The sequence below is a fragment of the Martelella sp. K41-7 genome, from assembly GCF_055808365.1.
Map to the genome: position 1 here is coordinate 2,720,275 of NZ_CM147867.1, position 23,717 is coordinate 2,743,991.

Here is a 23,717-nt window from a genome sequence, read left to right on the forward strand (position 1 = left end):
AGCTGACCGCATTGGCAATGGCCTTGTAAGGGCTTGAACCGAAAACCGTTTCGGCCTCGACAGCTTCGACCACACCGCCATACCCAAGCTGAACAGGATGCAGGTCTTGGAACTGGCCCGCTGCGAATCGATCGATCGTCGCGAGAACGTCATCGCTCTCGGCCCCAGCGGAGCCGGCGGGTCGCACATAGCGCTCGCCCTTGGCACTGGCCGCCTGCCATAAGGGCCTGTCCGTCGGCTTCACCACAGCCGCCGCCATGGTCAGCGAGATGATGGAGGCCCGTGATGAGCGGCGTGGCACCAGTCCAGGTCATAGCCCGTCGACGCGAAGCGTCGATGTCCACTTCGAGCAACGTCGCCGCGCAGTAAGAACAATGCTTAAATCGCTGCTTCGGGCCGAAAGCGACTACGCTCCTCTCAAGCCCGAACGTCCGCTTCGCTAATTGGTGAGACCGATCCTGCCAGTCAGCAGTCGGCCCCTTTGCAGTCGTTTTCGAGCAACCGCCAATTTAGATCTTAATTAAGACCCCGTTCAAGAATCGGCTCCTTTTTTCAAAAGGGCCCCGCTCAAGGAACTCTGCAGAAATACACCACTCTCCCCAGCACGCTCAGCGTGTCCGCGTGCGTCTGGTCTAGGAACTCCGGCTGATAGGTCGTGTTGTCCGAGCTCAGCTCTAGTTTGCCGTCCATGTGCCACCTTGCTCGTTTTACCAGGAGCACCTCCCCTACCCTGAAGACGTAAATGCAGCCGTGTTCGATTTTTTCGGTTTGGCTTTGGTCTACGATCAGGAGGGAGTTGTCCGGGATTGTGGGCTGCATGCTGTCGCCGTGGGACTTCATGATGAAGCAGTTGTCTGGCGATGCGCCCAGGTCTCGCAGGAAGGCGCGTTCGAAGGCTACGGAGCCGGTCGAGAGCTCTTCCAGGGCGATGCGTCCGTAGCCGGCGGCGGCCTCTGCTTCGAAGAACGGCAGGGGCAGCCAGTCAGTTGTGCCCGCTGCGCTCTTGCCAGCGGCCAGCGCGCCCTCCCCGTTTGACGCGAACATCTCCCCTTCGCCGGCGACCAACCATCCAACGTTGACCTTGCAGTGAGAGCGATATGCATTGATCGCGGTCGCCGTCGGCTCCGACTCCCCGCGTTCGTATGAAGCCAGAGTGTTCTTGCTCACTCCGATCGAGCGGGCGAGCACTTCCCGTTCCGGATCGCCGATAGCTTTTCGAAGGTCGCGAAGACGCTGCGCCAAAGGCGTTTTGGGTTCTACTTCCGGCCTAGCCAATCAAAATCACCTATAAAACCATTTTTCCGTTTTACAAAAACAGACTTCTGGTTTAATCCTTCATCTGTAGCGCACTCGCTGACGGCAAATGCGCGTTGTTTGACCAAAAATAAGGGCTGCGCCAACAGCCCTAGACCGGAGAGACAGATGCCGGATAAGCCCAGAACGTGGGATCAGTTCGCGATCAAGGCGGAGCTTCATCGTCGCGGAATGACGCTGACGAAGCTTGCTGAGATCAACAAACTCAACCCCGGAACCTTCCGTGCCGTATGGAAGCGGCCAAATCAGAAAGTGGAGCGCGCTATCGCCCGCTTTCTCAAGGTTCCCGTCGAACTGCTTTTCCCCGGCCGCTATCCCAAACGGTCGAACACCATTCTGTCGCGCGAATACGCGGCAGAGTCCACAGGCGAGAAGACCACGAAGGACGCCGCCTGATGGATGTGGAGCGGAAGGATCAGCCGGTTCTGGCCAGTTCTCCGGTTTTTCGGAGAGGCCCATCTCTATCGAGACCTCGAGCCCCTGGCCGACGCGGGCTTTCCTTCCGTTCCACGACTCGCATTTTTTCCGTTTTTTGCTGCAACCACAAGTCTAATCGTCACGGCGAATTAGACATGGGGTTTGCGGCTTCGACATGCCGGAGAGACGCATGACCTTCAATCTCCACAGCGCCCAGGACCGCGAAAGTGCGCTCTATCACGCCTGCGTGATGGCGGTGCATGAGGGATTTCCCCATCTGACGATCGGGGAGATCATCGATCCGCCGCACGAGATGTTCGACGCGGCGCTGGCGCGGCAGATCGCGCTGCACATCATGATCCGCCGGTTCAATGTGCCCAAGCGGCGAGTGGTGGAAATGCAGGGCCGCTCCCGCGAGGCGGTGAACCGCGCTTTACGCATCATCGACGATCGCTGCGAGCGGCCGGTGTTTCTGGCGCATTACGCCTTTATGGCCGGGCGCGCCGGGGCGGTGCTGCTTTCAATGGTTGAGGAGGCTGCGTGATGGCTGTTACCAAGACCATTGCCATTGCTAAAATTCATGTGCCGGAGCGACTTCGTGCGGTTGAGGAAGATCATGCGCTGGCGATCTCCGCCTCCATCGTCGAGCACGGGCTTTTGAACCCGGTGACGGTGCGCGCCACGCCCGCCGCCAAGGGTGGTGCTTATACGCTGGTGGCAGGCGCGCACCGGCTGCGCGCCATGGAGCTGCTGGACGAGACGGAGGTCGACACGGTTGTCGTCGATGCCGACCAGCAGGAGGCGGTGCTTCTGGAGATCACCGAAAACCTGTTTCGCAATGAGCTTTCGGTGATCGACCGCGCCGTTTTCGTGCAGACATATCGCGATGTTTGGGAAAGCAAATACGGTAAGGTTGAACCGGGTCGCCCGGAAAATAGGGTAAACATTACCCAATTAATGGAAGACGAGGCGAGAGGCGGATTTAGTAAACATGTCGCTCGTCGGATGGGCGTATCGCCTGAGACGGTGAAGCTGCTTACGCGCATTTCCCAGCGCCTCCATTCCGACCTCCGCTCCGCCGTGCGCGGCACGCCGGTGGCCGATAACCAGGCAGCGCTTCTGAAGCTTGCCAAGATGGAGCCGCAGGAGCAGCGGCGCGCGGCAATTGCGCTGCGCGCCGAGGGCGGTGACCTGAAGAAGGCGCTCGGCCATGTCAAAGCCGTCCGCCCCTCGGAAAAGCCCGAGGTAAAGCGCGACGCCATGCTGAAGGCGCTGCTGGATATATGGGGCCAGGCCGACGAGGCGACGCGCAAGGCATTTCTGGCGGAAATCGGCCGGGAGGATGCGGCATGAAGCCCGATCCCGATCAGCTCGATTTCTTTGCCGCGCCGCTATTTCCGGTGCGCCAGGCGGCACAATCCATCGACCTTGAACGTTTTCGCGCACGAGTGAAGCGGGCTATGGCGCGGGCCATCCGCGAATGCCCGTACGACAGACCGACGATTGCCGCGCGGATGGCCCAATATCTGGGCCTCGCCAATATCTCCAAGGCGACGCTCGATGCCTATACGGCGGAAAGCAAGAACGGCCACGATATCAGCCTGGCGCGGTTCAAGGCGTTTGTGCGGGCAACAGGCGCGGTGTGGCTTTGGGACGAGATCGTTTCCGACGACGGGCTGTTACTGCTTGAAGGCGACGAGGCGCGGCTTGCCGAGATCGCCCGGCTGGAGCAGGAGCGGCGCAAGCTGACCGCCGAGCTGAAGACGCTGACGGCGCGGCCGGTGAACATTCGGCGGGGGCGGTCATGAAGGAGTGGTTTACCTCTACCGAACTTGCAGCGGCAAAGCTTCCGGACATGCCGGGCACGCGGAGGGGCGTCGAGCAATTCGGCGAACGCCAGGGCTGGCGTGCCAGCACCCATGTTCGCAAGCGTACAGGTCGCGGCGGCGGGTTTGAATATCATATCTCGCTTCTGCCGAACGCCGCCCAGGCGCGCCTGAAAGTCGGACATTTCGAGGCCGAAAATAAGCAGGCCCGGGAAACCGCTGTCGCTCGCAAGCTGCTCTGGGCGAAATATGAAGCCCTTTCAAAGCCCCATAAAGAGGCCTGTGAAAGACGTTTGAAGGCGCTTTTGAAGGTCCGTGAAATGATCGACGCGGGCGTGACCGCGCGGACTGCCTTCGAGGTGGTCTCGAAGATGGAAGGCGTCAGCCAGCGGGTTCTCTATTACTGGCAGTCGCTTGCCGAAAAAGCACCGCGCGCCGATTGGCTGGCCGCGCTCGCGCCAACGTTTTCGTCCGCGACACGGGCGGCTGAATGCAACGAAGATGCATGGCAGTTCCTTGTTTCCGACTATCTGCGCCCGGAGCGCCCGGCCTTTTCTGCCTGCTACCGCCGAATGGCCAAGGTTGCCAAACGCGAGGGATGGACGCCGGTGCCAGGTGAGCGTTCGCTGCGCCGCCGGCTGGAGGCGGAAGTGCCGCGCGCCGAGCAGGTCATCGCACGCGACGGCAAGGAAAAGGCGAAGGCGCTTTATCCGGCGCAACGGCGCAGCCGGGCCGGTCTCCACGCGATGCAGGTCGTGAATATGGACGGCCATAAGGTTGATGTCTTCGTGTCCGTACCCTGGGCGAAAGACCCGACCCGCATGTATCTGATTGCCATTCAAGACGTCTACTCCGGCAAGATCATCGCATGGCGGCTTTCAGAGGCCGAGACCTGGACGGCGGTCCGCCTGGTCATCGGCGACATGGTCGAGGCATTCGGCATTCCCGACGACATGGTGCTTGATAATGGCCGGGCCTTTGCCAGCAAGTGGATTTCCGGCCAGACGCCGACGCGGTTCCGCAACAAGGTTCGCGAAGAAGACCCGCGCGGGCTTGTGACGACGCTCGGGATTAATCTGCACTGGTCCCTGCCCTATTCCGGCCAATCGAAGCCGATCGAGCGCGCCTGGCGGGATCTCGCCGAACTCATCGGCAAGCATCCTTTCTGCTCGGGCGCCTATACCGGCAACAAGCCCGACGCCAAGCCCGAAAACTATCGCGAGCGGGCAATTCCGCTCGATGAGTTCCGGGCGCATGTAGCCGCACAGATCGCCGAGCACAATGCACAGACGGGACGCCGGGCCGAGACCTGCAAGGGCCGCAGCTTCGACGAAACATTCGAGGAAAGCCTTGCCAAACCGACCAGCATCGTTCGCTGGCCATCGGCGGCGCAACGCTCGCTTTGGCTGCTCGCCTCCGAAGGCATAAAGGCTTCCAAGGGCAATGGCATGATCCACTTCCAGAGGAACCGCTACTGGTCGCCCGAACTCACCCAACATGCTGGCAAGAAGGTCACGATCCGGTTCGATCCGGACAATCTGCACCAGCCCGTGAGAATCTACGATCTGCAAGACCGGCTGATCTGCGATGCAAACTGCATTGACGATGCAGGTTTCCTCAACCTTGGCGAAGCCAGGGAGCACAACAAAACCCGTCGCGAATATGCGCGCGCTCAGAAGGCGGAGCTCGCAGCCAAACAGAAGCTCACGGCGCGTGAACTCGGCGAGATCATCTATCGCGGCGAAAAGCCGGAAGCCCCCTCGCCCGTCGAACCTCAGCGCCCGGTCGTCACGCGCATTGCCACCGTGCCGCAGATGAAGCCGCGACAGCAGGAAGACGAGATCGATTTCGAAGAGAGTTTCTCCCGCGCCATGTCCATGATCCGGGGCGATGGCGGGGTGATCAAGTTCCCGAAAGGGAAGGCGTCGGACGCCTAGTCATGTCCGGCGGACAACCGAAATGTAGTGCGTACGGTTCCAAAAAAGAGGGCGGGGTCACCCCCGCCCAACAGTTAAGCAAAGGAACCATAAATGAACATCTATGCTGGCACAAGCCAAACCAAATCAATCTGGGAACGCCCCGTCGCGGGACCGGAGCTTACCGCAAACCGCAGCCAGGACGATATCGACCAGTGGTGGTCGCTGATCGATCGCACGATCGAGGTGGCGAACGCCAATGGCTGGACCAAGGCCGAGGTGGCGCGCCGCTGCGGCATGGCCGACGGCACATTCTCACAATGGGTCTCTGGCAAATATAACGGCCGCCTGGACAAGCAGAACCAGACGGTGCGCCAATGGCTCGATGACGTCGAGGACCAGGCGGCGTTCGCGGCGAAAGTCCCGCAATCCCCGACATTCCTCAAAACCCGCACGGCGCATGAGGTGCTGGAAACGCTCAACTGGGCGCAGGTTACCTCCGATTTCGTGATCATCACGCTGGCCGCCGGCATGGGCAAGACCATGGCCTGCAGGCATTACTGCGCCACGCGCCCGCATGCCTATCTCGCAACCGTCAGCCCACACACCAAGAATGTGCATGCGATGCTGATCGAGCTTGCGGCCGAGCTGAATGTGCAGGAGCACAATCCAGCCAAGCTGACGCGGGCGATCGGCAAGAAGCTGGAGCGGATTGGCGGCGGCACGCTGCTGATCATCGACGAGGCGCAGAACCTTGTCGATGACGCAATCAACCAGCTCCGGCACTTCGTCGATATCTATGGCTGCGGCGTGGCACTTGTCGGCAATGACGAGGTCTATGGGCGCTTTGCCAGCAAGAGCGAGGGCCGGTCATACGCCCAGCTTCGCCGGCGCATCGGCAAGCGGCTCAATCGCCGCCAGCCGCTCCGGCAGGATCTGGAGGCCTTTATCGATGCGTGGGGCGTGACCGATCCGGTCGCGGTCAAGACGCTGATCGGCATGGGGCTGAAAGGCGGCGCGCTCGGCCAGATCGACAAGACGCTGAAGCTTGCGGCGATGCTGGCGATGGCCAACGACGAGCCGATCAATGCCCGCCATGTCGAAACCGCCTGGAAGAACCGCGACGTGGAGGACATCGCCTGATGAGCCACCTCGACACGACGCTCAGCGACACGCTGTCGCATTACGCCATTCAATTCGAGGATTGCTCCCATACCGGCTGCTCGCTTTCGGCCGAGGAGACCTTCCGCTTCGTCAAGCAACTCAAGGGCATGCGCAGGCTTGCCCGGACACTGGAGGAGGAAGTCGCGATCCACCGGATGGCGGAGCAACGCAACGCGCAGAGAAGCATTCTCGACCGCGAGGCCGGCCTCAAGCTCGGGCAACTCGTCGCCGACCCGGAAGGCAAGATCGTCAGGCCTGATTTCACGGGGGAAGGCGATGAACCTGCAGGCATCCGACTATCTCGGCGGCGTGCGCGACGAAATGCGACTGTTCATCCGCGCCCAGAAGCGCCCGACGGTGAACGAGCTCGAAGGCATCCTCACGCGGCTCAACACCGGCATCGCGCTCACCGAGGAGCTGGAGGCGGAACACCGCCTCCTCGCCGAAATGCGGCGCCCCCTGCCGCCGCTGAAACTGACACTGACTGAAGACACCAATGGAGGCGATGCAGCATGAACGCGATGGAAGCATGCATTCTTGAGAACGAAGAGCGACAGGTCCGCGTCGCCGAAATCGGCGGGGCGCGGTATGTCGAGGACGTACGCGGCCGGTTTGTGCCAGAGGCGCTTTACCAGGCGCAAGTCCGCGAGATCGGCACCGGCGTAACGCTGGTGAACGGGCGGGATTTCATGACCGATGCCAGCGCCCGGCTGGTGCCGCTCGATATGGTCAAGCCGCAGCACAAGCTTGAGGACGAGGTGGTGCGCAAGGTCATCGCCTTTGCCTTCGACCTTTCCGCCCAGATTGGCCGTTTCCTCGAACACACGATGATCGACCTCGATGGCTTCGACGCGCTGTTGGCACAAGAATACGAGGTCACCAAGGGCGGCAAGAAGGGCAACCGGACCTATCAGTCCTATGACGGGCTCCTAAAGGTTCAGGTTCAGGTCGCCGAGCGGATCGACTTCGGCCCGGAGCTGCAGATCGCCAAGGGGCTGATCGACGAATGCCTGAACGAATGGTCGGCGGAAAGCCGTCCGGAAATCCAGGCGATCGTCACCCGCGCCTTCAACACCGACAAGGAAGGCCAGATCAACCGCGCCGAAATCTTCGGCCTGCTCCGCCACAACATCGAGGACGCGCGGTGGCAGCGCGCCATGGGCGCGATCCGCGACGCAATGCGGGTGACGGGGTCGAAGCAGTATGTGCGGTTCTATCACCGGTGCACGGTCGAGGACCGGTGGCAGGCGATCACGATCGATCTGGCGAGGGCGGGCGCGTGATGAAAATTCGCGTATTTAAGCAAGACGATCTTGAAGGTTTTAGACTTGCTTCAATCCATCTCCGAGGTGTCAATCTTGTATTGTTCGGCCAAATTCCGAAGGTCACTAATCATCTCAAGCGCGAAGTATTTCAACTCAAAAATCTCATGGAGACTCACTTCGTCTGCTTGGAATTCCTCGGCCTCTGCATCTCCCACGACCGTGGCATCATAAACGAGGGATTTATCGGCATTTTTGAGTTGCGCTTTCGCGGCAGCGGAAACAACGCGATTTGTATTCTTCATTTCTCTAAACAGGTATTTGGTCCAACCGATCATGACGTCGCTATCTTCTCTCCAGGTAGATCGATCAAGCAACTTATCAAACCTTTCGGTGATCCAGACCGCGGTCTGCAGCCATTCTCGATAATTACTTTTTACCGAAGGTTCATCGCCAGCTTCGGGAACTTGAAGAGCACCCATCTCGTCAATGTCTCCGCAGAGAATAAGAAGATCTTGAAGAGCGGGCTGACAAAGTCTTTCAACTTTCAGGCGATAGGGACGTATTTGAAGGTCGGCCAACTCTCTGTGCCTTTCTTTTGCCTGTCTATCGCTCATCCGCATTTGATTGACCGTCAACACGGCCGCAAAAATGGCCAGCGTACCGGAAACAAGGGTTTGGTAGTCAAAAACGAAACGGTTAAGTCCGCCAATCTCCCGGCTGAAAAGCGCATGGAAGCCAGAACCTGCGACAAAACAAATGCCGCCGACGGCCAAGAAGGGTCTGATCAATTTGTCTCGCACTTGGCTTACCTCTCCGTTCACAACTCCTCGGTCTATTCTGTCGTAACGGTGAGGACGGTACAATGACGCTCCATCGAATGATCCACGCTATTTCAAAAGAGATTGGTCTGGACGAGGTGACCCGTCGCCGTGTTTACGAACGCGTCACCGGCAAGCCGAAACTCACTTTGATGAGCGGGCCGGAGAAGGACGCCGTTGCCGCCGAGTTTCGCCGGCTTGGCGGCAACCGTCGCCCGGATGGCCGCAAGAAGCTCACCGGTCCCTTCGCCCCAAAACTCCAAGCCCTCTGGATCGCCGCTTGGAATCTCGGGATTGTCGAAAACCGTGATGACAAGGCATTACTCGCCTTCGTCAAGCGCCAGACAGGGATCGATCACACGCGGTTTCTCTATTACGCGGATGACGCGGCCAAGGCGATTGAGGCTCTGAAGGCGTGGATGGCGCGGGAGGCGGGCGTCGATTGGCGCGTCCATCGCGCCATGCCGCTCTGGCGTCAGGCCGAAGGTTACAAGATCGCCGTCGCGCAGTGGGTATTGCTACAACAGGACCCCAAGGATTTTGCGACCGTCGCGCCGTTGCTATGCGATGGGCAGTCGGGCGATCTGGATCTAACGCGCGCGGAATGGATCAAGGTCATGAACACGCTCGGCCAACGGGTCCGGGCAATGAAGGCAGAAGTACGATGAGCGGCCGGCGTCACATGCCGGAAACCGGCTTCATCGTACCGATCGTCACCGACCGCGCGGTGCTGCGCTTTGTCGAACGCTTTCACGGCATCGATGTCGAGACCATGCGGTTGATGATCCAGAGCCGGTGCGTAGACGGCGTCAGGTTTGGCGCATCCGCCGTCATTTCCGATGGCGCGAAGTTCATCCTGCGCGGCGACACAGTCGTCTCCTGCTACCCGAAGCACTGGCCTTCGCGCGACTATCGCGAGGGAGGAGCGGATGGCTGATCCGATCCCGGCTAATCTGGAGCCCTATGTCGAGGTGCTCGGACAAGACTTGGCCATCGACTTCTTCCTGAGCTTTGGCGGCGCGCCGGTTTATCTCTCGGTGCGTCCTCAGGCAGGCTCGGACCTGTCGCAGGTGATCGGTCAGGACAAGGTAAAGGCTCTTGCCGAAACGCTCGGCGTGGGTCATCTATATCGCGTGCCGATCAACCGGCGCTGGCTCGCGCGGGCCATGAAAGCCAAGGGATATTCCGTTCTGGCAATCGCCCGCGCGCTGCACGTTTCCGACGTTACCGTGCGGTCCTATCTCAAGGACGAAGACAAACGTCAGCTCTCCTTTTTCGATCAGGATTGAGCTCTCTCACAAACATCTTGTGAGAATAATTCCCCACCGTCTTCAATCATATTTCTCAAGCGCTTGTGAGTTCACTCGGCCGGAGAAATATGATGCGCCCTATCAACGAAATCATCATCCATTGCACCGACACGCCGGCTGGTCGGCCTGTCAGCGTCACCGAGATCAACCAATGGCATCTTGAGCGCGGCTGGTCCGGCATCGGCTATCACCGCGTCGTCCATCTCGACGGCCGTCGGGAGGCCGGACGGCCGATCGAGCGGATCGGCGCGCATGTCGCCGGCCACAACACCGGCACGGTCGGCGTCGTCTATGTGGGCGGCAGGTCCGCCGATATGAAACGCACGACCGACACGCGCACGCTTGAGCAGGAAAAGGCGCTCACCGCCGAGATCATCGACCTGCGCGACCGTTTCGGGATCACTCGGATCAGCGGCCATCGCGACTACGACAAGGGCAAGGCCTGCCCGTGCTTCGATGCGCGCGCCGAGTATGGTCATCTGTTCAGCGGCATGGCCGACGTCATCCCGTACAAGGACGAAATACTCCGCCGTGGCGATCGCGGCCCGGCCGTCGCCGCTTGGGTCGATGACCTTGCGCGTTACCGTGAACTGATCGGGCATGAATGGCCGGTCCAGCCCACTGACGCTTTCGACCACACGATCGAGATGGTCACGATCTGGTTCCAGAAAAACCGAGGCATCCTCGCCGATGGCATTGTCGGTCCGCAGACGCGCGACGAGATGGAGCGCGCACTTGCCGGCAAAGCCCCCTTCATGGCGCTTGCGGCATGAGGCGCATGACAATGCAGAAACCGCATTACCGGTCCTCCAAGCGCTACATGCTGATCTCCCAGATCGCCGCCTGGATCGTGATCTTCACGGTCGTGATCGCCGCCTGCCTGGACTCCTCCGGCGCACTGTCGCTTGCGCCGACCGTCATTCCGATCATGGCCGGGCTGGTTGCCGCAATGCTCGGCATTCACCGGGTCACGGGCTCGAAGGACATGCAGACGCTTGCGCGCCAAAGGCATGACCGGGGGGCGAATAGCTTTGGCACTGGCTCTCCGCACTTCTCTCTAAACAGACGATGTCCGTGATCCTGGTCGCAGCGCTTCTGGCCGTTGCCGGGATCACGGCACGCACGGCCGTCGGCAAGGTTTCCGACATAGTCGACGATCGGGTCGCCGCTGCGAAGGCCGAACGCGATGCCTATTGGCGCGCCGAGGTTGCGGAAGCCAATGCCGCGCTTTCCGGCGCGATCGCGGAACTCGCCCGTCAGGCGATGCGCGCCGATGGCGAAATCCGGGCCGCCGAGGCGGCGGCGCACGATCAGCTCAAACAGATGGAGGATGACAATGCGGCATTGCCTGATGGCGATGGTTGCGGGGTTAGCGCTCGCCGCCTGCAGCTCCTCCCCAGATGATCCTGCCCCCGCGATCAAGCTGGTTCAAACGCCTGTCGAAGCGCCGGAAAGCGCGCGTCGGTCGTGCGCGCCGATGCTTTCCGAACTGCCGGAGGAAGGCGACCTGTCGGAACGCGAGGTCGTCGACAAATGGGGAAACGACCGCATGGCGGTGAAGGTCTGCGATCAGCGCCGGGCCGGCGCGGTCGCGGCGATCGACGCGGCGAATGCCGCCCTGGAACACGCGAGTGAGAGACAGCATGAACCGTGAGGAAAGGCTGGAGGCGGCCACCGAAAGCCATGACGCCGCCCGCCAGCGCAGGATTGAAAGCGCGCGCCGGGCACTCGCTGCGCCAGGCGCGAAACAGTGCGCCGATTGCGGCGAGCTTATCCCGCAGGCGCGTCGCAAGGCAGCGCCCTTCGCCAGGCGTTGCGCGGCCTGCCAGGCGGAGCGCGAGCGGGAGTTTTATTGCCGATGACGATTGATCCGCTTCTGCCCTGGCTCACGGCCGTCAACAGCCTGATCGCGCTCGGCTCGTTCATCTATGCCTGGCTGACGGCGCGGGCGAAGGGCAACAGCGAGAAGCTCACGGCCATCGAGAAGATCGTGATCGAACATGAGCGGCGCATTCAGGAGATCGAGGGGGAGCTGCGACATCTGCCCGATAAGGACAGCGTGGTCGACCTGAAGATCGCGATGGCGAAGGTCGAAGGGGCGATGTCGGCATTGACCGAACGGCTTGCCGGCATGGGCGCCACCGTAACCCGCATTGACGATTATCTGAGAACCAAGGGTGACGACTGACATGGTTTCGTTTGAGGAATATTCCGCCCGCGACGCGCGCCTGATCATCCTGCGGGGTCTCGCGACCGAGACCGACGGGACGCTCAACGAGACGCTGCTGACCATGCTTTTGCGCACCTTCGGCCATAACCGCAGCCGCGACTATGTGCGCACCCAGATCCGCAAGATGGAGGAGCTGGGCGCGGTCACGGTGACGGAGGCGGGCAGCGTGCTGATCCCATCGATCACCAGAGCCGGCCTCGATCATGTGGAGCGCCGCTCGATCATCGAGGGCATTGCCCGCCCGTCGCCGGAGGTGTGAGCCATGGCGAAGCGAGGACGTGGAAGGCTTTCCAATATCGATCTTTTGCCAGCCGAGTGCGACGACGCCGTTGCCTGGGCGGCGCAGGAGCTTGCGAAACGGAAGCGGACCCAGACCGAAATCTATCCAGAGTTTCGTGACAGGCTCCTCGCGATCCAAGGCGAGTTCGGCGTCAGCTTCGACATTCCCTCGTTCACCGCGTTCAATCGCTATTCGGTCAATCTTGCGCGGATGACCCGCCGGATCGAGGAGACCCGCGAGATCGCCGCGACGATCTCGGAGCGCATCGACGCCGAAGGCTCGGACGAACTGACGCTGATCGCGGCCGAGGCAATCAAGACGCTGATCTTCGAACTTCTGCAGGCCACAGAGGATGGCGGTCTTGATCCGAAGGGCGCGATGCAGCTTGCCAATGCCCTGCGCTCGGCGGTTCAGGCGCAAAGCGTTTCCTCGTCGCGCCGGCAGAAGGTCGAGGCGGATTTCGCGGACAAGGCCAAGAAGGCGGTCCAGACGGTGGCGAAGGCGCGCGGCCTTTCCGATGAAGCTGCCGTCGAAATCCTCGACAAGCTGTTGGGCGTCAATAAATGAGCGGCCCGATCTCCGAACAGGACTGGGCGCTCGCCCGGCGGCAGTCGACGGATGCGGTGCTTGAGAGGATCGAGCGCCGCAAGGCTTTGTTGCCCTATCAGGCAAGAACGGTATCGCTGCTCGAAGGCGCGTGCCCGGTGCTGTTCGTCGAGAAGTCCCGGCGCATCGGGCTCACCTGGGCTTGCGCTGCCTATGCCGTTCTGCGCGCGGCGCGGTCTCGCGAGGCCGGCGGCATGGATTTCATGTACATCTCCTATAGCCAGGAGATGACGCGGGAATTCATCGACGCAGCCGCCATGTGGGCGCGATCGTTCTCCTCGGCTGCGATGGAGATGGAGGAATTCCTCTTCGACGACAGCGACAAGGATGGCGAGCGCGCGATCCAGGCGTTCCGCATCCAGTTCGCCTCTGGCTTTGAGATCGTCGGGCTATCATCCGCGCCGCGCACGCTTCGCGGCAAGCAGGGTGTGGTGATGATCGACGAGGCGGCCTTCGTCGACAGCCTGGAGCAACTCCTCAAGGCGGCTCTCGCCTTCCTGATGTGGGGCGGACAGGTGATCGTCTGCTCGACCCATGACGGCTTCGAGAACCATTTCAACGAGCAGGTACAGGATATCCTCGCCGGCAAGTCCAGCTATGCCCATCTTCGGATCGATTTCGACGATGCGCTGCGCGACGGGCTTTACGAGCGCATTTGTCTCGTCACCGGCAAAGAATGGTCGCCGGAGGCCGAGGCCGCCTGGCGCGCCTCGATCATCAAGTTCTATGGCAGCGGCGCGGACGAGGAGCTGTTTTGCATTCCCTCGCTGTCATCGGGAGCCTATCTGTCGCGGGCGCTGATCGTCTCGCGGATGAAGGACGAGATTCCGGTTATTCGCTGGCATCCGCCGGCAGGCTTTGTCGACTGGCCGAAGGATTTGCGCGAGGCGGAGGTCGAGGCCTTTTGCAAAGAGCAGCTCCTGCCGCATCTTGCAAAGCTCGACCGGCATTACCGCTCCTGCCTCGGCCAGGACTTCGGGCGCACGGCGGACCTTTCCGTTATCCACCCGCTGCAGGTAAGGCCGGACCTGACGCTGGCAACCCCGTTCATCCTCGAGCTTCGGGACGTGCCTTACACGTCGCAGTTCCAGATCGTCTGCTTCATCAAGGCGCATCTGCCACGCTTCTTTCATGCGGCGTTTGATGCGACCGGCAATGGTGCTGCGCTTGCCGAGCTGGCGCGGCAGGAGTTCGGCGCGGTCTATGTCTCGGAGATCAAGCTTTCGGAGGTCTGGTACATGGTCAACATGCCGAAGCTGAAGGCCGCCTTCGACGACGGGCTGATCGAGCTTCCGAGGGATGACGACATCCTCAATGACTACCGGGCGCTGAAGATGCAGCGCGGCATCGCCAAGGTACCGGTCGATTTTCACAATATGGGCGCCGACGGTTTCGAGCGGCATGGCGATGCGGCTCCGGCGGGCCCGCTCGCGGTGTTCGCCAGCGAGCAGGATAGCGGCGAGATCGGCGCGGGCACCACGGGGTCGCGGGCGAGCGCACCTGTCATTGACGACTTCGGCAAGGGCTTCAACCTTGGCAACCGGCTCAACGATCTCTTCAGTTTCATGAGGTTCTGACATGGCAAAACTCGAACGCGCCGAAATCGCCACCGCCGCAAGCGATCCGTTTATCCCGTCGTTCCAGGGTGTGCTGCAGCCAATGGACGAGGTACTTGCCGCGCGCGGCGGCGCAAGTGCGCTGAAACTCTATGACGAGATCAGGCGCGATCCGCATGCCCATGCGGTGCTTTCCAAGCTGAAGCTTGAGGTCGTCTCGCGCGAATGGGCGGTGTTTCCAGCGTCTGAGAAACGCCCGGACAAGAAGGTCGCCGAGGCGGTCGAACAACAGCTCAAGGCAGTCAACTTTGACCGGCTGACACGCGGACTGCTCGGTGCGATCCTGAAGGGCTTTTCTGTCGCCGAAATCATCTGGATCAACGACGACGGCGTCTGGAAGGCCGGCGCCGTCAAGGTCAAGAAACAGCGGCGCTTCCGCTTCACCGTTGACGGCGAGCTGCGCATGCTGACCCGCGCCAGCACGATGGATGGCGAGGCGGTTCCTGATCGCAAGTTCATTGTCCACCGCCATTCGATCGATGATGACGACGATGATCCTTATGGCGTCGGGATCGGCTCGGTTCTGTTCTGGCCGGCCTGGTTCAAACGGCAGGTGCTGGCCCATTGGCTGCGCGGCACGGAGAAGCACGCCACGCCGACGACACTTGCGCAATATAGCGGCGGCTTCGACCAGGCCAAACAGGATCAACTGCTCGATGCGCTGCGCCGGATGGCAGGCGACACGGGGCTTGCCGTTCCCGACACGGTGAATGTCAGTCTGCTCGAAGCAAAGAGCGCTGGCGGTGGCGATGTCTATGAGGCCTTGTCGCGTTACCTCGACGAACTGATGAGCGAGGCCGTGCTCGGCGAGACGCTGTCGACCAATTCCGGCGAACGTGGCGCACGGTCGCTTGGCGAGATCCACAACGAGGTCCGCATCGCGATTGCCAAGGCCGCCGCCGATCTCGTCTGCGAAACCGTGCGCGATACGCTGGTGCGATGGTTCGTCGAGGCCAACTGGCCGGGGGCTGCAATCCCAGAGGTTTGGCGCGATTTCTCGGAGGCCGAAGACCTCAACGACAAGGTCGCGCGTGACAAAACGATCTACGAGATGGGCTATGAGCCCAAGGATGAGGACTATTTCAACGAGACCTATGGCGGCGCGTGGGTGAAGCGAAAAGCGCCGGAACCAGTTACTGATCCCGAAGGCAAACAGTCGCCAGCGGCCGATGACGAGACCGACTTCGCCGAGCATACGCATCCGCCAGATACCGCTTCGGAGATCGCCGGTCAGATGGAAGAACTTAGCGATCCGGTCATCGCGGCGATGATCGAAGAAATCCGTAACCAGGTAAACGCGGCCACCGACTTCGACGATCTGTCGCTCAGACTCGCGCGGCTTTCGGCCGAGATGGACGCCGACGGGTTTGCGGAGCTGATGGAACAAGGCATGACACTGGCCCGCCTTGAGGGTCACGGTAGCGTGAGCTCCAATGGCTGACCAAATCCCGTTCAACGAAGCGATCAATTTCCTTTCCGGCAAGGTCAATCTGCCGACACGCCGTCATGATGACCTGAGGCATGCCGCTCATGTGCGGGCCTTTTCCGTCGCCGGCGTGACCCGCGACGACATGCTTGCTGATTTCCGCGCAGCGATCGCGAAGGCAAGGGCAGCAGGCACTGGGCTCAAGGAGTTCCGTAGGGATTTTGACGCGATCGTCGACCGGACGGGCTGGCGCTATAATTCGCACGGCAAGACCGAGGAGGAACGGCGCGCCTGGCGCGCCCGGATCATCTACACGACGAACATGCGCACCTCTTATATGGCCGGGCGCTACAAGCAGCTCACCGATCCGGATGTGCTGAAATACCGGCCTTACTGGAAATACGTTCATTCGGGCGCGCTCCATCCGAGGAAGCTCCATCTCTCCTGGAACGGGCTTGTGCTTGCGGCAACCGATCCGGCCTGGCGGATCATGTTTCCGCCGAATGGCTGGGGCTGCGGTTGCGACATCGAGGCGCTGTCGAAACGGCAGTTGAAGGCGCTCGGCAAGGATGGTCCCGACCAGGCGCCGGACCTGAAGCCCTATGAGGATACCGACCGCCGCACCGGCGAACCGGAAACCCGTTATCCGGGGATCGATCGCGGCTGGGCCTATAATGCCGGCGAGGAATGGCTGAACGGCTTGGTCCCGCCGGAGCTGCATAGGCCGCTCAAACCCTACGGCACGGAGATCAAGTCTACGGCTGACCTTCCTGCCCTGCCTGAGCCTGTCAAGGCGCGCGCCGCCGATCTGATGGCGACCGGGCTTGCGCCTGAAACCTATGTCGAGGCCTTTTTGAAGGCCTTTCAATTCGAGGGTGACGGCGGCTACTTCCGCGACAAAAGCGGCGGCATCATCACGATCGGCCGAAGGATGTTCGAACAACGCAATGCTGATGGCGAAGTGCTCGGCCTGAAGGCCGACAAGCGCGGCCGGGGCGCCTACACGCTGCTTCTTGCCGACGCCATCAAGGAACCGGACGAAATCTGGGTGGATTGGGCGGCAGTCAAAAGCGGTATCGTGCTGCGCCGGGCCTATCTGAAGCGGGTCATCCTGCCGGACGGCCGGTCTCTTCTGGCGCGCTTCGAGTGGACATCGAAAGGCTGGACGGCCGTGACCGGGTTCGACACGGCCGACGCCTATCTCTCGCAATTCAGGAAGGGCGCGCTGCTCTACAGGCGCAAATAAAACGCGCCGTTTCGGGCGGCGCGTTCGGTATCCGGTCTACGGAGGGCTCCCGAAAGCCTCGACCAGACACCCACAATATAAGGCAGGAGGCCTTGGTTCGCAAATGGCCGCAGCGACACTGACGATCCGCGATGAGAGTATCGATACCGGGCTGACGCGCCTTTACCAGGCCGCAGCCACGATCACCCCGGCGTTGAAGAATATCGGCGAACACGAGGCGCGGGTCACGCGCGGCCGGTTCGTTGACGAGAAAGACCCGGAGGGCAAAGCCTGGAAGCCGCTCAATCCGCTCTACCAAAAGACCAAGAAGGGTTCGGGCATCCTCAAAGGCGAGAGCGGCGACCTTGCCAGGATCATTTGGCAACTGGTCGATGACGCCTCGGTCGAGGTCGGATCGAACCAGATCTATGCCCGCATCCACAATGAGGGCGGCGTGATCAAGGCCAAGGACGCGCCAGCGCTGGTGTTCTCGATGGGCGGCAAGACCATCAAGGTGAAATCCGTCACGATCCCCAAGCGTCAGTTTCTCGGTCTCTCCGAAAAGGACCGCGCCGATATTCTCGATATCATCCAGGACCATTTCGAGCCGTTTGCAAGCGTCGAATAAAAACCCTCATATTTGCCTCAGGACGCGCGAGGCATCCCCTGCCCGCTTCGTCATCCGTAAATTTTGGCCGCGCGCGCCCAGCGGCTTTGAAAGGGCTTCGAATTTGATCCGGCAGATGATTGTCAGGGGCGGTTTGCCGGTTTAAGACTGGAAACGGCCCGTGAGCCCAAATACGGGCTCTCTCGCAAGGCGCTTGTGAATGTTTCGGCTGACTGCCCGCTGGCATTGTCGGCGCCATGAAAACATTCGAAATCTTCCGCACCGGCACCCATACCACATCGAAGGGCGAAACGCTCTCCTTCGGTGACGCCGATCTTGGCGCGATTGCATCCGGCTACGATCCGGATGGCCATCTCGCCCCGATCGTTGTCGGCCATCCGAAACAGGATGCACCGGCCTATGGCTGGATCAAAAGCCTGAAGGTCGAGGCCGGCCGGCTGGTGGCCGAACCCGATCAGCTCAATCCCGATTTCGCCGAGCTTGTGCGCTCCGGAGCGTTCAAGAAGGTCTCGGCGGCGTTCTATGCGCCGGCAAGTGCCGGCAATCCGACGCCCGGCCGCTATCACCTGCGTCATGTCGGTTTCCTCGGCGCCCAGCCGCCGGCCGTCAAAGGTCTAAAGCCAGTCGAGTTCGACGATGGCGACGCGGTGGTGTTCGAATTCTCCGACAGCGATCTCGTGTTCCGCAATGCCTGGGCGCTTGAAAGCCTTTCCAAGCTGTTTCGCGGCCTGCGCGACTATTTCATTGAAACCACGGACGCCGAGACGGCCGAGAAGTTTTTGCCCGACTGGGAGATCGACGATCTGGCACGGGCAGCCGCCGACATGCGCGCCGAGGGCCGAGCGCTGGAGACGCGGCCCACCTTTTCCGAGACCACAACCGAGGACAACACCATGGATGAGAATGCCGAGAAGCGGCAGGCAGCACTTGATGCGCGCGAAGCCGAGCTGAAGAACCGCGAGACCACGTTTGCGGAAACCGAGCGCAAACGGCGCGCCGATGACGACGCCGCCTTTGTCAGCGAAATCGTCAAGGATGGGCGTCTGCCCGTCGGATTGAAGGGGGCGGCCACGGCGCTGTTTTCGGAGCTTGGCGACGACGACCTCACCTTTTCCGAAGGTGATGAAAAGGTCGAGACGTCGCCGCGTGCGGCCTTCCGCGACCTGCTTTCCAAGCTGCCGAAACCGCTGATGACCGGCGAGCATGCGACCGGCGACGGTCCCGACTTTTCCGACCCGGTCTATGTCGCCAGCGCCATCGAAACCGAAATCGCCAAGGCGGCTGAAAAGGGTGAAGTCCTTTCGCCAGCCGCCGCCGCCATGCGTCTGACGGCGCGCAACTGAGGATTTTTCAATGACTGCTCGTATCGTCAAGACCTTCGTCGCAGCCGGCGCCATCGCCCACCGCCATCTCGTGACCTTCACCGCCAATGATGGCGAGGTGGCGCTTGCCACGGACCCAACCGATCCGATCGCCGGCGTCGTCGACTTTCCTTCCGGCGCTGAAGCCGGCCAACGCATCGACGTCGTGCTGTTCGGCCCGGCCGAAGTTGTCTGCGGCGGCGATATCAATCCCGGCGATCCGATCACGGCCGATGCCAATGGCGCAGCCGTTGCCGCAGCACCGGCCGAAGGCGCGAATGCCGTAACGGCCGGCTATCTCCTCACCGGCGCGGAAAGCGGCGATTTCGCCCGCGCCATCGTCCAACGCGGCACGCTGACTGGCGTCGCGGCCTAATCCAAACACCATCAGGAGCAATCAATGTCCGGTCAGCCCTTTCCCGTCGATCCCGTCCTTGTCGGTATCGTCCAGGCCTACAAGAACGGCACGCTCATCGCCGATCAGGTTCTTCCGCGCCTTAACCCGTTGCTGCCACGCGAGCAGTTCAAGTGGTGGTTCTTCGACTTCGGTCAGTTCATCACGCTGCACGACACCAAGGTCGGCCGCAAATCCTCGCCCAACGAAGTCGAGTTCGAGGCGAAGGAAAAAGAAGATCGCACCGAGGACTACGGCCTCGATGACGTCGTGCCGATCGCCGACAGCGCCAACGCGCCGGCGGGCTACGATCCGAGGGCCTTTGCCGCCCAGCGCCTGATCGATCTGGTGCTGCTCGACCGCGAGGTCCGCGTCGCCAACAGGGTTTTCGATCCCGCGCTTTATGGCGACGACAACAAGGAGGCTCTTGCCGGAACCGACAAATGGTCAAGCCCGGACTCAAAGCCGATCATCGCCTTTGCCGAAGCGGCCGACAGCATGGTCATGCGACCGAACAACGCTGTGATGGGGCGCGGCGCATGGACGGCGCTTCGCACCAATCAGAGCGTACTGCGCGCGCTCACCCCCTCGGGTGCGGCCGATGGCTACGCCAACAAGCGTGCGGTCGCCGATCTGCTCGAACTCAATGACATCATCATTGGCGAAGGTTGGGTCAATATCGCCAAGCCTGGTCAGCAGGTTCAGCGCCAGCGTTGCTGGGGCAATCACTGCACCCTGTTGCATAAGGCGCCGCTCGCCGACAGCGTTTCCGCAACGCCGACCTTCGGCTGGACAGCGCAGTTCGGAACGCGTGTTTCCGGCTCGATCCCCGAGCCGAAGATCGGCCTTCGCGGCTCCGACCGGGTGCGTTCCGGCGAGAGCGTCAGGGAAGTCATTTCCGCTCCGGACCTTGGCTACTTCTTCGAAAACGTCGTCTGAGGCCAAACCAGGCGTGCCCGGTGAACTTCGCCGGGCGTCACCAATCCAAAACACCAGGAGGCCATCATGGCAGGACGGAAAAAGGCGACGAAGCCGGAGACCGAGGAAAACACCAAGGCGGACACCAAGGCCGAGGACACGCAGAGCCCAGATGCGAGCGATGGTTCCAGCTCCGATGAGAAAAGCCTGCACACGGAGGCAGAAAAGTCTTCAGTCGCTCCCGACGATCAGGAGGAACCGGTGACCGGCACAGAAACCGACGCAAGCGCCGATATATCTGCTGGCAACGCGTCAGACGATGCAGATGCAGCCGAAGCCTCCGAAAGCCAGCAGGGGTCGAGCAGCGACAGCAGCGGAAGCCAGGATATTTCGAACCAGGCCGCCGTCAACGAGCCTCCTGCGGTTTCGACGAGCGCCAATTTTCGCCGCTTTGTCGTCTTCAAGCCTGTCCGTTTCAACGGCAATCGTATTCCGCGCGGCGGCCGGGTGATTGTCACCCGTGCCGGCCACGACGAACTTGCCGGCATGGGCGCGATCTCGTCCGTCTGGGAACACGGCGAACCGGTCGAGGCCGAGTGACCATGGACTATGCGAGCCTCGACGACCTGATCGAACGCGCCGGCCAGGACGAAATCCTGATGGTCGCCGATCGCGACGGTGATGGCGTTGCCGATCCGGATGTGGTCGCCAAGGCACTCGGCGACGCGACGAGCGCAATCAACGGCTATCTCGCTGTTCGCTACCGTTTGCCGCTGCAGGTCATCCCGTCGCAGGTCAATGGCTGGGCGGTCTCGATCGCCCGCTATTACCTTCACCGCGATGGCGCGCCCGATCACGTCGTGCGTGACTGGAAGGCGGCGCTCTCCGATCTCGAAAAGGTCTCGTCTGGCCGGATCAGACTGCCGCTTCCAGACGGTGACGATCCGTCGTCATCGACGTCCGGCGATTTCGGTTTCACCGGGCCGGAGCCGGCTTTCTCAAAGGACAAGCTGGGAGGCTGGCTGTGATTTCGGAGATCGTCACCCGCCTGAAATCTGCTGCCCCCGATCTCGCCGACGTGCTGCCGGCAGAAGATATCGAGCGTCTGACAAAGGCGACCGCGCCCAAGAGCGGCACGGCCTTTGTCCTGCCCTATCGCGAGTTGGCAGAACCGAACCAGCGCGCGACCGGCGGGCATCTGCAGATAGTCGCAGTCCAGCTGCTCGTCGCCTTCGTCATCCGCCAGTACGACGCGCGCGGTGGCAAGCGGGTGCTTGCGTTCGACGACTTCAGGTCCGCGATCGAGCAGGCGCTTGCAGGCTGGACGCCGCCCTCGGCCGAGGAGCCTCTGGAACTGGTCGGCGGACAGGCAACCCCGCTTGGCAATGGCGCCAGCATTTATGTCCAGACCTGGCAGACCAGCCGTTTTCTTGAAGGGAGCGACCAATGAAACGACCGATCAAAGGCGGATGCTACGTCCGCGATGCGAAGACAGGAAACCTCAAACCCGCGCCCAATCCCAAAGCGCCGGCAAGCGAAGAGGAAAAGACCGAAACCAAAGCTGACACCGGGAGCAAGGCTCCGGCCGAGGCGACCGCGAAAAAAGGAGCCTGACCATGGCTGTTCGCCGCTACAAGAAAATGGCCGCGCTGGCCAAGATCGAAGACACCTACGCGGTCGATGCCGAGCCGACCGCCGCAGAAGCTTTGATCATGACCAATGTGACCTTCACGCCGATTGAAGGCGACGAGGTCAGCCGCGACCTGATGCTGCCCTATCTGGGCAACCAGGGCATGATCATCACCGGTCAGTATGCGACGCTTTCGGGTGAAATCGAAATTGCCGGATCCGGCACGGCCGGAACCGCCCCGAAATATGACAGCGTGCTGCGCGCCTGCGGCCTTGCACAGACTGTGACCGTCGACACCTCCGTCGAATACGAGATCGTCGAGGACGGCGAGGAAGCGGCTTCGATCTACTTCATCTCCGACAAGGTTCAGCACGTGCTCCTCGGCGCGCGCGGCAATGTTTCGCTCAATTTCACGCCCAAGCAGATCCCGCGTTTCACCTTCACGATGACCGGCCTGCTCGGTGTGATCGAGGACATCGTCGCGATGCCGGCCGTCACACTTGCCGGCTGGGAAAAGCCGTTGCCTGTCTCCAAGGCCAACACCACGATGTCGCTACATGGCTGGAGTTCGGTTGCCGAAAGCCTTGCGCTCGATCTCGGCAACACGGTGACGCCGCGCTTCCTGATCGGCGATGAGTTGATCGCCATCACCGATCGCGTTGGCACCGGCACGGCGGTGGTCGAGGCCAAGAGCCTTGCCGAGATCAACTGGTTTGCCGCCGCGCAGGATCGCACACGCGGCGCGTTGTCGCTTGTCCATGGCAAGACTGCCGGCAAGATCGTGGAAGTTTCGGCGCCGGCCGTCGAGATCGGCAAGCCGAGCCAAGGCCAGACCAACAACATCGTCAACTATTCGCTGCCGCTCGGCCTTTGCCCGGTCGCGGGTCTCGACGAGTTGAAGATCACCGTCCGTTAGGCGTGTTCAAGCGCCTTTCAAAACCCGTTTGAAGTCCTTTCGAAGACAGGAAAGCACCGATGAAATTCATCCTCGCCGAAACCTCCCGCTACTGGTGGCCCGTCAAGGTCCAGATGCCGGACACGGAAAATCCCGGCAAGTTCGTCACATACGAACTGGAAGTCCTGTTCGAGCCGGAAAGCCAGGACAAGGCAATCGACCGCGTCGAGGAAGCTGCGAAGCTGACGTCGCCGAGGGCGCGCATGGAGCATGAACGCAAGCAGCTCGCCGATGTCTGCAAGGACTGGCGCGGCGTCGAGGACGCAGATGGCAATGCCTACAAGTTCTCAGACGAGAATTTCCGGCGGGCGATGAACCAGTCCTGGTTCCGCCGCGCAATCTACTCAGCTTATGCCGACAGCCTGAACGGCGAGGAAGCACGCCTGGGAAACTGAAGCGCGCGGCGCGCGCTTAGGCG

Annotated in this window: 34 protein-coding genes and 1 pseudogene; 33 read left to right on the plus strand and 2 right to left on the minus strand. The window is 61.5% G+C overall.

Translation table 11 applies throughout. From position 1 onward, the window contains the following. Positions 1-55: 55 nt before the first annotated feature. A pseudogene (locus tag AC0L7L_RS12895) lies at positions 56-296 on the plus strand (ATP-binding protein); the annotation flags it as partial. A gap of 271 nt (positions 297-567) precedes the next feature. On the opposite strand, the gene AC0L7L_RS12900 reads toward AC0L7L_RS12895, so the two are convergent. Further along, positions 568-1,275 (minus strand): XRE family transcriptional regulator, encoded by a 708-nt coding sequence (locus tag AC0L7L_RS12900; protein WP_473509410.1) that lies wholly within the window; start codon positions 1,273-1,275, stop codon positions 568-570. Between the two features lie 147 nt (positions 1,276-1,422). Between AC0L7L_RS12900 and AC0L7L_RS12905 the strand changes: the two genes are divergently transcribed. The 8 genes from AC0L7L_RS12905 to AC0L7L_RS12940 all read left to right on the plus strand — a co-directional run bounded on the left by AC0L7L_RS12905 (position 1,423) and on the right by AC0L7L_RS12940 (position 7,920). Beyond that, positions 1,423-1,710 (plus strand): helix-turn-helix domain-containing protein, encoded by a 288-nt coding sequence (locus tag AC0L7L_RS12905; RefSeq protein ID WP_018066439.1) that lies wholly within the window; start codon positions 1,423-1,425, stop codon positions 1,708-1,710. 211 nt (positions 1,711-1,921) lie between these two features. Beyond that, positions 1,922-2,275: a hypothetical protein gene (locus AC0L7L_RS12910; protein ID WP_272212367.1), complete on the plus strand. Its 354-nt coding sequence runs from the start codon at positions 1,922-1,924 to the stop codon at positions 2,273-2,275. Continuing rightward, positions 2,275-3,084, plus strand: a complete 810-nt coding sequence (locus AC0L7L_RS12915; protein ID WP_272212368.1) for a ParB N-terminal domain-containing protein — start codon at positions 2,275-2,277, stop codon at positions 3,082-3,084. Before AC0L7L_RS12910 ends, AC0L7L_RS12915 begins: the two co-directional genes overlap by 1 nt. Next, the gene (locus AC0L7L_RS12920) at positions 3,081-3,539 is read left to right on the plus strand and encodes a hypothetical protein (RefSeq protein WP_272212369.1); all 459 of its coding nucleotides are present in this window, start codon (positions 3,081-3,083) and stop codon (positions 3,537-3,539) included. The genes AC0L7L_RS12915 and AC0L7L_RS12920 overlap by 4 nt, the downstream gene beginning before the upstream one ends. Beyond that, positions 3,536-5,494, plus strand: coding sequence for a transposase domain-containing protein (locus AC0L7L_RS12925; RefSeq protein WP_473509413.1), 1,959 nt, complete (start codon positions 3,536-3,538; stop codon positions 5,492-5,494). Before AC0L7L_RS12920 ends, AC0L7L_RS12925 begins: the two co-directional genes overlap by 4 nt. 93 nt (positions 5,495-5,587) lie before the next feature. Further along, on the plus strand, positions 5,588-6,616 hold the full coding sequence (locus tag AC0L7L_RS12930) for an AAA family ATPase (RefSeq protein ID WP_272212372.1): 1,029 nt from the start codon (positions 5,588-5,590) through the stop codon (positions 6,614-6,616). Positions 6,617-6,913: 297 nt separating this feature from the next. Then, the gene (locus AC0L7L_RS12935; RefSeq protein ID WP_473509415.1) at positions 6,914-7,153 is read left to right on the plus strand and encodes a hypothetical protein; all 240 of its coding nucleotides are present in this window, start codon (positions 6,914-6,916) and stop codon (positions 7,151-7,153) included. Positions 7,154-7,326: 173 nt separating this feature from the next. Further along, entirely contained in the window at positions 7,327-7,920 is a 594-nt protein-coding gene (locus tag AC0L7L_RS12940) for a DUF3164 family protein (protein WP_473513921.1), read from the plus strand. Between the two features lie 50 nt (positions 7,921-7,970). Here AC0L7L_RS12940 and AC0L7L_RS12945 read toward each other — a convergent pair whose 3' ends face one another. After that, complete coding sequence (locus tag AC0L7L_RS12945) at positions 7,971-8,702, minus strand: hypothetical protein (protein WP_473509417.1); 732 nt, start codon at positions 8,700-8,702, stop codon at positions 7,971-7,973. A gap of 62 nt (positions 8,703-8,764) precedes the next feature. Here AC0L7L_RS12945 and AC0L7L_RS12950 point away from each other — a divergent pair, with 62 nt between their 5' ends. The 24 genes from AC0L7L_RS12950 (at position 8,765) to AC0L7L_RS13065 (ending at position 23,694) form a co-directional block, all read left to right on the plus strand. Beyond that, positions 8,765-9,388, plus strand: coding sequence for a regulatory protein GemA (locus tag AC0L7L_RS12950; RefSeq protein WP_473509419.1), 624 nt, complete (start codon positions 8,765-8,767; stop codon positions 9,386-9,388). Then, entirely contained in the window at positions 9,385-9,657 is a 273-nt protein-coding gene (locus AC0L7L_RS12955; RefSeq protein ID WP_272212378.1) for a hypothetical protein, read from the plus strand. The genes AC0L7L_RS12950 and AC0L7L_RS12955 overlap by 4 nt, the downstream gene beginning before the upstream one ends. Further along, positions 9,650-10,009, plus strand: a complete 360-nt coding sequence (locus AC0L7L_RS12960; protein WP_272212379.1) for a hypothetical protein — start codon at positions 9,650-9,652, stop codon at positions 10,007-10,009. The genes AC0L7L_RS12955 and AC0L7L_RS12960 overlap by 8 nt, the downstream gene beginning before the upstream one ends. 92 nt (positions 10,010-10,101) lie before the next feature. After that, positions 10,102-10,803: a peptidoglycan recognition protein family protein gene (locus AC0L7L_RS12965; protein ID WP_473509422.1), complete on the plus strand. Its 702-nt coding sequence runs from the start codon at positions 10,102-10,104 to the stop codon at positions 10,801-10,803. A gap of 5 nt (positions 10,804-10,808) precedes the next feature. After that, positions 10,809-11,108, plus strand: coding sequence for an NAD(P)+ transhydrogenase beta chain (locus tag AC0L7L_RS12970; RefSeq protein ID WP_473509424.1), 300 nt, complete (start codon positions 10,809-10,811; stop codon positions 11,106-11,108). After that, positions 11,105-11,434: a hypothetical protein gene (locus AC0L7L_RS12975; protein ID WP_473509426.1), complete on the plus strand. Its 330-nt coding sequence runs from the start codon at positions 11,105-11,107 to the stop codon at positions 11,432-11,434. The genes AC0L7L_RS12970 and AC0L7L_RS12975 overlap by 4 nt, the downstream gene beginning before the upstream one ends. A 73-nt stretch (positions 11,435-11,507) precedes the next feature. After that, on the plus strand, positions 11,508-11,684 hold the full coding sequence (locus AC0L7L_RS12980) for a hypothetical protein (RefSeq protein ID WP_272212382.1): 177 nt from the start codon (positions 11,508-11,510) through the stop codon (positions 11,682-11,684). Continuing rightward, a complete protein-coding gene (locus tag AC0L7L_RS12985) occupies positions 11,674-11,892 on the plus strand; it encodes a TraR/DksA C4-type zinc finger protein (protein WP_272212383.1) in 219 nt (72 codons plus the stop codon). Before AC0L7L_RS12980 ends, AC0L7L_RS12985 begins: the two co-directional genes overlap by 11 nt. Then, complete coding sequence (locus tag AC0L7L_RS12990) at positions 11,889-12,218, plus strand: DUF2730 family protein (protein ID WP_473509429.1); 330 nt, start codon at positions 11,889-11,891, stop codon at positions 12,216-12,218. Before AC0L7L_RS12985 ends, AC0L7L_RS12990 begins: the two co-directional genes overlap by 4 nt. A gap of 1 nt (position 12,219) precedes the next feature. Beyond that, positions 12,220-12,519 (plus strand): VpaChn25_0724 family phage protein, encoded by a 300-nt coding sequence (locus AC0L7L_RS12995; RefSeq protein WP_272212386.1) that lies wholly within the window; start codon positions 12,220-12,222, stop codon positions 12,517-12,519. A gap of 3 nt (positions 12,520-12,522) precedes the next feature. Next, positions 12,523-13,107, plus strand: coding sequence for a DUF3486 family protein (locus tag AC0L7L_RS13000; RefSeq protein ID WP_272212387.1), 585 nt, complete (start codon positions 12,523-12,525; stop codon positions 13,105-13,107). Next, positions 13,104-14,723 (plus strand): hypothetical protein, encoded by a 1,620-nt coding sequence (locus AC0L7L_RS13005; RefSeq protein ID WP_473509432.1) that lies wholly within the window; start codon positions 13,104-13,106, stop codon positions 14,721-14,723. The genes AC0L7L_RS13000 and AC0L7L_RS13005 overlap by 4 nt, the downstream gene beginning before the upstream one ends. 1 nt (position 14,724) lies before the next feature. Further along, entirely contained in the window at positions 14,725-16,203 is a 1,479-nt protein-coding gene (locus AC0L7L_RS13010; protein ID WP_272212390.1) for a DUF935 domain-containing protein, read from the plus strand. Beyond that, positions 16,196-17,434 carry a PBECR2 nuclease fold domain-containing protein gene (locus AC0L7L_RS13015; RefSeq protein ID WP_473509434.1) on the plus strand — a complete coding sequence of 413 codons (1,239 nt, stop codon included), beginning with the start codon at positions 16,196-16,198 and terminating at the stop codon, positions 17,432-17,434. The genes AC0L7L_RS13010 and AC0L7L_RS13015 overlap by 8 nt, the downstream gene beginning before the upstream one ends. A gap of 103 nt (positions 17,435-17,537) precedes the next feature. Continuing rightward, on the plus strand, positions 17,538-18,041 hold the full coding sequence (locus AC0L7L_RS13020; RefSeq protein WP_272212392.1) for a phage virion morphogenesis protein: 504 nt from the start codon (positions 17,538-17,540) through the stop codon (positions 18,039-18,041). Positions 18,042-18,277: 236 nt separating this feature from the next. Beyond that, positions 18,278-19,384: a peptidase gene (locus tag AC0L7L_RS13025; protein ID WP_473509436.1), complete on the plus strand. Its 1,107-nt coding sequence runs from the start codon at positions 18,278-18,280 to the stop codon at positions 19,382-19,384. Between the two features lie 10 nt (positions 19,385-19,394). Continuing rightward, positions 19,395-19,778: a hypothetical protein gene (locus AC0L7L_RS13030; RefSeq protein WP_272212396.1), complete on the plus strand. Its 384-nt coding sequence runs from the start codon at positions 19,395-19,397 to the stop codon at positions 19,776-19,778. A gap of 24 nt (positions 19,779-19,802) precedes the next feature. Beyond that, positions 19,803-20,735, plus strand: a complete 933-nt coding sequence (locus AC0L7L_RS13035) for a major capsid protein (protein WP_473509438.1) — start codon at positions 19,803-19,805, stop codon at positions 20,733-20,735. A 66-nt stretch (positions 20,736-20,801) separates the two neighbouring features. Next, the gene (locus tag AC0L7L_RS13040) at positions 20,802-21,314 is read left to right on the plus strand and encodes a hypothetical protein (protein WP_272212399.1); all 513 of its coding nucleotides are present in this window, start codon (positions 20,802-20,804) and stop codon (positions 21,312-21,314) included. Between the two features lie 2 nt (positions 21,315-21,316). Further along, positions 21,317-21,742 carry a gp436 family protein gene (locus AC0L7L_RS13045; protein WP_272212400.1) on the plus strand — a complete coding sequence of 142 codons (426 nt, stop codon included), beginning with the start codon at positions 21,317-21,319 and terminating at the stop codon, positions 21,740-21,742. After that, complete coding sequence (locus AC0L7L_RS13050) at positions 21,739-22,164, plus strand: phage tail terminator protein (RefSeq protein ID WP_272212401.1); 426 nt, start codon at positions 21,739-21,741, stop codon at positions 22,162-22,164. The genes AC0L7L_RS13045 and AC0L7L_RS13050 overlap by 4 nt, the downstream gene beginning before the upstream one ends. Further along, positions 22,161-22,328 carry a hypothetical protein gene (locus AC0L7L_RS13055; RefSeq protein WP_473509441.1) on the plus strand — a complete coding sequence of 56 codons (168 nt, stop codon included), beginning with the start codon at positions 22,161-22,163 and terminating at the stop codon, positions 22,326-22,328. The genes AC0L7L_RS13050 and AC0L7L_RS13055 overlap by 4 nt, the downstream gene beginning before the upstream one ends. A 2-nt stretch (positions 22,329-22,330) precedes the next feature. Beyond that, positions 22,331-23,260, plus strand: a complete 930-nt coding sequence (locus AC0L7L_RS13060) for a phage tail tube protein (protein WP_272212402.1) — start codon at positions 22,331-22,333, stop codon at positions 23,258-23,260. Between the two features lie 59 nt (positions 23,261-23,319). Further along, complete coding sequence (locus AC0L7L_RS13065) at positions 23,320-23,694, plus strand: hypothetical protein (RefSeq protein WP_272212403.1); 375 nt, start codon at positions 23,320-23,322, stop codon at positions 23,692-23,694. Positions 23,695-23,717 lie beyond the last annotated feature (23 nt).

Bases quoted from the DNA above. Each gene is read 5' to 3' on its own strand.
- AC0L7L_RS12905 (WP_018066439.1), top strand. From the start codon at position 1,423: ATGCCGGATAAGCCCAGAACGTGGGATCAGTTCGCGATCAAGGCGGAG.
- AC0L7L_RS12910 (WP_272212367.1), top strand. From the start codon at position 1,922: ATGACCTTCAATCTCCACAGCGCCCAGGACCGCGAAAGTGCGCTCTAT.
- AC0L7L_RS12915 (WP_272212368.1), top strand. From the start codon at position 2,275: ATGGCTGTTACCAAGACCATTGCCATTGCTAAAATTCATGTGCCGGAG.
- AC0L7L_RS12920 (WP_272212369.1), top strand. From the start codon at position 3,081: ATGAAGCCCGATCCCGATCAGCTCGATTTCTTTGCCGCGCCGCTATTT.
- AC0L7L_RS12925 (WP_473509413.1), top strand. From the start codon at position 3,536: ATGAAGGAGTGGTTTACCTCTACCGAACTTGCAGCGGCAAAGCTTCCG.
- AC0L7L_RS12930 (WP_272212372.1), top strand. From the start codon at position 5,588: ATGAACATCTATGCTGGCACAAGCCAAACCAAATCAATCTGGGAACGC.
- AC0L7L_RS12935 (WP_473509415.1), top strand. From the start codon at position 6,914: ATGAACCTGCAGGCATCCGACTATCTCGGCGGCGTGCGCGACGAAATG.
- AC0L7L_RS12940 (WP_473513921.1), top strand. From the start codon at position 7,327: ATGACCGATGCCAGCGCCCGGCTGGTGCCGCTCGATATGGTCAAGCCG.
- AC0L7L_RS12950 (WP_473509419.1), top strand. From the start codon at position 8,765: ATGACGCTCCATCGAATGATCCACGCTATTTCAAAAGAGATTGGTCTG.
- AC0L7L_RS12955 (WP_272212378.1), top strand. From the start codon at position 9,385: ATGAGCGGCCGGCGTCACATGCCGGAAACCGGCTTCATCGTACCGATC.
- AC0L7L_RS12960 (WP_272212379.1), top strand. From the start codon at position 9,650: ATGGCTGATCCGATCCCGGCTAATCTGGAGCCCTATGTCGAGGTGCTC.
- AC0L7L_RS12965 (WP_473509422.1), top strand. From the start codon at position 10,102: ATGCGCCCTATCAACGAAATCATCATCCATTGCACCGACACGCCGGCT.
- AC0L7L_RS12970 (WP_473509424.1), top strand. From the start codon at position 10,809: ATGACAATGCAGAAACCGCATTACCGGTCCTCCAAGCGCTACATGCTG.
- AC0L7L_RS12980 (WP_272212382.1), top strand. From the start codon at position 11,508: ATGCTTTCCGAACTGCCGGAGGAAGGCGACCTGTCGGAACGCGAGGTC.
- AC0L7L_RS12985 (WP_272212383.1), top strand. From the start codon at position 11,674: ATGAACCGTGAGGAAAGGCTGGAGGCGGCCACCGAAAGCCATGACGCC.
- AC0L7L_RS12990 (WP_473509429.1), top strand. From the start codon at position 11,889: ATGACGATTGATCCGCTTCTGCCCTGGCTCACGGCCGTCAACAGCCTG.
- AC0L7L_RS12995 (WP_272212386.1), top strand. From the start codon at position 12,220: ATGGTTTCGTTTGAGGAATATTCCGCCCGCGACGCGCGCCTGATCATC.
- AC0L7L_RS13000 (WP_272212387.1), top strand. From the start codon at position 12,523: ATGGCGAAGCGAGGACGTGGAAGGCTTTCCAATATCGATCTTTTGCCA.
- AC0L7L_RS13005 (WP_473509432.1), top strand. From the start codon at position 13,104: ATGAGCGGCCCGATCTCCGAACAGGACTGGGCGCTCGCCCGGCGGCAG.
- AC0L7L_RS13010 (WP_272212390.1), top strand. From the start codon at position 14,725: ATGGCAAAACTCGAACGCGCCGAAATCGCCACCGCCGCAAGCGATCCG.
- AC0L7L_RS13015 (WP_473509434.1), top strand. From the start codon at position 16,196: ATGGCTGACCAAATCCCGTTCAACGAAGCGATCAATTTCCTTTCCGGC.
- AC0L7L_RS13020 (WP_272212392.1), top strand. From the start codon at position 17,538: ATGGCCGCAGCGACACTGACGATCCGCGATGAGAGTATCGATACCGGG.
- AC0L7L_RS13025 (WP_473509436.1), top strand. From the start codon at position 18,278: ATGAAAACATTCGAAATCTTCCGCACCGGCACCCATACCACATCGAAG.
- AC0L7L_RS13030 (WP_272212396.1), top strand. From the start codon at position 19,395: ATGACTGCTCGTATCGTCAAGACCTTCGTCGCAGCCGGCGCCATCGCC.
- AC0L7L_RS13035 (WP_473509438.1), top strand. From the start codon at position 19,803: ATGTCCGGTCAGCCCTTTCCCGTCGATCCCGTCCTTGTCGGTATCGTC.
- AC0L7L_RS13040 (WP_272212399.1), top strand. From the start codon at position 20,802: ATGGCAGGACGGAAAAAGGCGACGAAGCCGGAGACCGAGGAAAACACC.
- AC0L7L_RS13045 (WP_272212400.1), top strand. From the start codon at position 21,317: ATGGACTATGCGAGCCTCGACGACCTGATCGAACGCGCCGGCCAGGAC.
- AC0L7L_RS13055 (WP_473509441.1), top strand. From the start codon at position 22,161: ATGAAACGACCGATCAAAGGCGGATGCTACGTCCGCGATGCGAAGACA.
- AC0L7L_RS13060 (WP_272212402.1), top strand. From the start codon at position 22,331: ATGGCTGTTCGCCGCTACAAGAAAATGGCCGCGCTGGCCAAGATCGAA.
- AC0L7L_RS13065 (WP_272212403.1), top strand. From the start codon at position 23,320: ATGAAATTCATCCTCGCCGAAACCTCCCGCTACTGGTGGCCCGTCAAG.